Genomic DNA, 4,853 nt, shown 5'->3' with positions numbered 1-4,853 from the left:
CACCACCACACCCATCGAGAGGTCCACCATGAAGCCCACCATCGTCCTGGTCCACGGCGCGTTCGCGGAGTCGTCCAGCTGGAACGACGTCATCGACTCCCTGCTCGGCGGCGGCTACCCGGTGGTCGCCGCAGCCAACCCGCTGCGCGGCATCGCGTCCGACTCCGCTGCGCTCTCCGACCTCGTCCGCAGCATCAGCGGCCCGGTCGTCCTGGTCGGACACTCCTACGGCGGCGCGGTGATCACCAACGTCGACCGCGAGGCGGGCGACGTGCGGGCCCTCGTCTACGTCGCCGGGTTCGCCTCCGACGCCGGCGAGAGCGCCGCCGACCTGTCGGGCAGGGTGCCGGGCGGCACCCTTGGCCCCACCCTGCAGTTCGTCGACCTCGGCGAGGGTGGCCGGGACATGTACATCGCCCAGGACAAGTACCACCAGCAGTTCTGCGCCGACCTGCCGGAGGAGCAGGCCCGGCAGATGGCCGTCGGGCAGCGGCCGTGCACCGAGGCGGCGCTCAGCGACCCCTCCGGCGCCGACCCGCTGTGGAAGGACATCCCGAGCTGGTTCATCTACGGCGAGCTCGACCGCAACATCCCGGCCGGGTCGCACGCGTTCATGGCCGAGCGGGCCGGCTCGCGGCGCACGCTGGCCGTCACCGGGGCCTCCCACGTCGTCGGCATGACGCACCACGAGGAGACGGCGGAGATGATCCTCGAGGCCGCCCGGTCCACCGAGCTCGTCGACGCCTGAGCCGGACCGGGACCCACAGAAGGAGCGTCTGATGCCCACCATCACCACCAGGGACGGCACCGAGATCTACTACAAGGACTGGGGCGCCGGGCGGCCGGTCGTGTTCAGCCACGGGTGGCCCCTCAACGCCGACGCCTGGGACCACCAGGCCGTCGTCGTCGCCGACGCCGGCTACCGGGCCATCGCCCACGACCGGCGCGGGCACGGCCGGTCCACCCAGACGTGGGACGGCAACCACATGGACCAGTACGCCGACGACCTCGCGGAGCTGATCGAGCAGCTGGACCTGCAGGACATCGTCATGGTCGGCCACTCGACCGGCGGTGGCGAGGTCACCCGCTACCTCGGCCGGCACGGCACCGACCGTGTCGCCAAGGCGGTCCTGCTGGGGGCCATCCCGCCCCTGATGCTCAAGACCGAGGCGAACCCCGAGGGCACGCCCCTCGAGGTCTTCGACGGCCTGCGGGCCGGGGTCGCCGGCGACCGGTCGCAGTTCTACCTCGACCTCGCGGTGCCGTTCTACGGTGCGAACCGGGAGGGCGCGGAGGTCTCCGAGGGCACACGTCAGGCCTTCTGGATGTGGTCGATGCAGGTCGGCGTGAAGGGGTCCTACGACTGCGTGAAGGAGTTCTCCGAGACCGACTTCCACGAGGACCTCGCCAAGATCGACATCCCCGTCCTGGTGGTGCACGGGGACGACGACCAGATCGTGCCCATCCAGGCGGCGGGTCCCAAGACCGCGGAGCTGCTGTCGAACGCCGCCCTCAAGGTCTACCCCGGCGCACCGCACGGCCTGCGGGGCGACCACGAGCAGCGGTTCAACCAGGACCTGCTCGACTTCATCAAGGCCTGAACGCCTGCTGATGGGCAGGGCACGACAGGGGGCGGCGGCGGCGCACCAGCCGCCGCCACCCCGTGCGAGGTGGACGATGGGGATGCAGTCAGTTGGCGGATGCCTGTGGTGCCGTCGCGCAGGAGGCTCGGACACATCAGGTGCAGGATCGGCCGGCACCGTCCACTGACCGACACCTCGACCCCGACCCGACGACGGGAGAGCCCATGAGCGCCGCCGACCCCGAGCAGGCCCTGCTGAAGCAGGTCGCCGACCTGGTCGACCACGAGCACGTCCTCCGCCAGCGCCTGGCGGACCCGGACCACCCCCGACGGATCGAGAGCCGCGCCGCACTCCATCACCTGGAGGAGGAGCTCGACCAGTGCTGGGACCTGCTCCGGCAGCGGCGCGCCCTGCGCACCGCGCACCTGGACCCCGAGGGGGCGCACGTCCGCCCGGTCGAGCAGGTGGAGAACTACCTGCCCCGCCCGGGTGGCGCCCGATGACGAGCTCCGGCACGCAGCCTCTCGTCAGCGAGGGCTTCTCCGGGCGGATGCGCGTCCAGGACCCCGCCCTGCCGCCGGGTCAGCACCTCGTGGACAGGTTCCCGGTCATGAGCGCCGGCCCCACCCCGGTCGTCCACCGCCGGGCCTGGGAGCTCACCGTGACCACCCCGTCGGGCCGGCAGACACCGTGGGACTTCGCCGGCCTGACCCGGCTGCCCGTCGAGGACGTCGTGGCCGACCTGCACTGCGTCACGCGGTGGTCCCGGTCCGGCACGCGGTGGCGGGGAGTTCCGGTCGAGGCCCTCCTGCGCGAGGTCGACGACGCCGGCGCGCGGTACGTGATGGCGCACTCCTACGGCGGCTACACGACCAACGTGCCCCTCGAGGACCTTCTCGACGGCCGCGCGTGGCTGGTCTTCGACCACGAGGACGAGCCGCTGTCCGCCGAGCACGGCGGGCCGGTCCGGCTCCTGGTGCCGCACCTGTACCTGTGGAAGAGCGCGAAGTGGGTCAACGGCCTGACCCTGATGAGCCACGACGCACCGGGGTTCTGGGAGTCCCTCGGCTACCACCTCTACGGCGACCCATGGCGCGAGCAGCGACACTCCCGCGACTGACCTGGCAGAGCGCCACGCTCACCCAGGTCCGCCGCGAGTCCTCGACCGCCTCCACCCTGCGCCTCGACGTCGCGGGGTGGCCCGGCCACCGCGCCGGACAGCACGTCGACGTGCGGCTCACGGCCGCCGACGGCTACACCGCCGTGCGCCCCTACTCCCTGGCATCCGCCGCGGGCTCTGGACTGGTGGAGATCACCGTGGCCACGACCCCGGGTGGAGAGGTCTCGACGTACCTGGTGAACGACGCGGTGGCCGGCAACCACGTCGAGGTCCGGGGCCCGCTCGGCAGCTGGTTCGTCTGGGACGTCTCGGACCCCGACCCGGTCCAGCTGGTCGCCGGCGGCAGCGGCGTCGTCCCGTTGATGAGCATGCTGCGCACCCACGGCTCCGCGGGTCACCCGGCCCCGATGCGGCTGCTCTACTCCGTCTCCGACCCCGAGCAGGTGCTCTACGCCGACGAGGTCGAGCAGCTCGCGCACGCCGCCACCGTGCTGCACACCCGCCACTCCCCTCCCGGGACCGCCCGCCCTCCGGGCAGGGTGACACCGGCCGAGGTGGAGGAGCACACCCTGCCCGCCACGTCCCGGCCATCCGTCTTCGTGTGCGGGCCGACCGGGTTCGTGGAGGCCATGCTGACCGTGCTCACCGGCCTGGGCCACGACCCGGAACGGATCCGAGCGGAGCGATACGGAGAGAGGAGCTCACCATGAGCGAACCCGGCGTGGTCCCGCGCCACCTCGACGGCAACGCGGCCGCCGGTGCGCTGGCCGAGCTGTTCGGGACGGACATCACCGGCGCCATGGGCACCTGCACGGCGTGCGGCAACCGGGCAGCGATGGCCGAGACCCACGCGTACGTCGACGGTCCCGGGGTCGTCCTGCGCTGCCACGCGTGCGACAGCGTCCTGATGCGCTGGGCCACGAGCCGCCGCACGACCTGGCTCGAGATGTCGGGCCTGCGCAGCATCGAGATCACGGTCGCGCCATGAGCGCCCGGATCGAGGACGTGACCGATCGCGACCGGCTGGAGCTCTACGACGACGGGCGGCGGATCGGCTCCCTGAGCTACCAGCGCGCCCAGGGGATCCTGGTCCTCGAGCACACCGAGGTGAGCCGTGACCAGGAAGGTCACGGTCACGGGGGGCGGCTGGTCGAGGCCGCCCTCGACCTGGCGCGGGCGGAGCGACGTCGCGTGATCGTCGTGTGTCCCTTCGCCAAGGCGTGGCTGCAGCGGCACCCCGACTACGCCGACCTCGACTACACGCACGGGACGGCCGGCTCCGATGAGCAGTGACGTGCGAGCCCGGGGCCCTGGGATGGAGTCGGATGACGGATGCCGGGCCTCCCCCGGCGCGGCACGCTCGGAGACATGACGTCGTCCGGAGCCCCGCCCGAAGCCGTCTCGCCCCTGCTGCCCCGGCTCGGGCCGATCCGCACGGTGCGCACCGCCACCCTGGAGGTCGGCTACCTCGAGCAGGGCCCCAGCGGAGGCGACGTCGTGCTGCTGCTGCACGGGTTCCCGTACGACGTGCACTCCTACGTCGAGGTCCTGCCCCGCCTCGCGGGGTCCGGGCTGCGGGTGGTCGTCCCGTACCTGCGCGGGCACGGGCCGACCAGGTCGCTGGGATCCAGCGCTGCGCGCTCGGGCGAGCAGGCCGCCCTGGGCAGCGACGTGATCGAGCTCATGGACGCCCTCGGCATCGACCGCGCCGTCTTCGCCGGGTACGACTGGGGCGGACGAGCCGGCTGCGTCGCGGCCGCCCTCTGGCCCGAGCGCTGCTCAGGGCTGGTGTCGGTGAACGGCTACCTCGTGCAGGACCTCACGACGGCGATGCAGCCGATCCGCCCCGACCTGGAGGCGGGGCTCTGGTACTTCTGGTACTTCTCCACCGTCCGCGGGGAGAACGGGCTGCGGGCCGATGCTCGCGGCATCGCGGAGGTCATCTGGCGCCGCAACTCCCCCGCCTGGACGTTCGACGACGACGTGCTCGACCGCGCTGCCGAGGCGTTCGAGAACCCCGACTTCGTCGACGTCGTGCTGCACTCCTACCGGCATCGGCTCGGGCTCGCGGCGGGGCACCCCGCCTACGCACACCTCCAGGACCGGCTCCGCACCCTTCCGCCCATCGCCGTCCCGGCGGTCACCCTGGG

General features: G+C 72.5%; 8 protein-coding genes. All 8 read left to right on the top strand.

Annotated elements, in window-relative coordinates:
• The coding region (locus QZX64_RS12350) for an alpha/beta fold hydrolase (protein WP_295660266.1) at window positions 1-748 on the top strand (748 nt) is incomplete at its 5' end.
• Window positions 749-779: 31 nt separating this feature from the next.
• A complete protein-coding gene (locus QZX64_RS12345; RefSeq protein ID WP_295660265.1) occupies window positions 780-1,601 on the top strand; it encodes an alpha/beta fold hydrolase in 822 nt (273 codons plus the stop codon).
• A 206-nt stretch (window positions 1,602-1,807) separates the two neighbouring features.
• On the top strand, window positions 1,808-2,086 hold the full coding sequence (locus tag QZX64_RS12340; RefSeq protein WP_295660264.1) for a DUF2630 family protein: 279 nt from the start codon (window positions 1,808-1,810) through the stop codon (window positions 2,084-2,086).
• The gene (locus tag QZX64_RS12335) at window positions 2,083-2,703 is read left to right on the top strand and encodes a molybdopterin-dependent oxidoreductase (RefSeq protein ID WP_295660263.1); all 621 of its coding nucleotides are present in this window, start codon (window positions 2,083-2,085) and stop codon (window positions 2,701-2,703) included. The genes QZX64_RS12340 and QZX64_RS12335 overlap by 4 nt, the downstream gene beginning before the upstream one ends.
• Entirely contained in the window at window positions 2,673-3,413 is a 741-nt protein-coding gene (locus QZX64_RS12330; RefSeq protein WP_295660262.1) for a ferredoxin reductase, read from the top strand. The genes QZX64_RS12335 and QZX64_RS12330 overlap by 31 nt, the downstream gene beginning before the upstream one ends.
• Window positions 3,410-3,691 (top strand): DUF6510 family protein, encoded by a 282-nt coding sequence (locus QZX64_RS12325; protein ID WP_295660260.1) that lies wholly within the window; start codon window positions 3,410-3,412, stop codon window positions 3,689-3,691. The genes QZX64_RS12330 and QZX64_RS12325 overlap by 4 nt, the downstream gene beginning before the upstream one ends.
• Window positions 3,688-3,996, top strand: a complete 309-nt coding sequence (locus QZX64_RS12320; protein WP_295660258.1) for a GNAT family N-acetyltransferase — start codon at window positions 3,688-3,690, stop codon at window positions 3,994-3,996. Before QZX64_RS12325 ends, QZX64_RS12320 begins: the two co-directional genes overlap by 4 nt.
• Window positions 3,997-4,071: 75 nt before the next feature.
• Window positions 4,072-4,853: alpha/beta fold hydrolase (locus QZX64_RS12315; RefSeq protein WP_295660255.1), on the top strand; the 782-nt coding region annotated here is incomplete at its 3' end.

Origin of the sequence: uncultured Nocardioides sp. (genome assembly GCF_902805925.1) — a bacterium.
Taxonomy (GTDB): Bacteria; Actinomycetota; Actinomycetes; order Propionibacteriales; family Nocardioidaceae; genus Nocardioides.
This window is presented reverse-complemented; position numbering and strand designations above follow the sequence as displayed.